This window comes from Bacillus sp. SIMBA_154, from assembly GCF_046536015.1.
Classification (GTDB): Bacteria; Bacillota; Bacilli; order Bacillales; family Bacillaceae; genus Bacillus; species Bacillus pumilus_P.
In genome coordinates this window covers 1-228 of record NZ_JAWJBV010000767.1, presented here as the reverse complement: position 1 = coordinate 228, position 228 = coordinate 1, and the positions used below count along the sequence as shown (strand labels likewise).

Annotated in this window: 1 protein-coding gene; it reads right to left on the bottom strand. The window is 38.6% G+C overall.

Translation table 11 applies throughout. The features are described from left to right. Nucleotides 1-228: hypothetical protein (locus tag R0K30_RS23965; RefSeq protein WP_410613582.1), on the bottom strand; the 228-nt coding region annotated here is incomplete at both ends.

Genomic DNA, 228 nt, shown 5'->3' with positions numbered 1-228 from the left:
GGGTTACAGAATGTACTATACCTATTTCATTAGCACCCAGGAAATTAGAAACCGCTTGAGCACCGCCTCCAGAATTGGTGGTAGTATTAATTTGCCATTTTACATTACCATCGTGTTCAAGTACCGCAAGTACGCTATCACCAATTGGATTACTAATAACAATTTCTGGATTTAAATCGTCATCTAAATTTGCAACTGCACTAAACCACATATTACCTGGAGCACCAA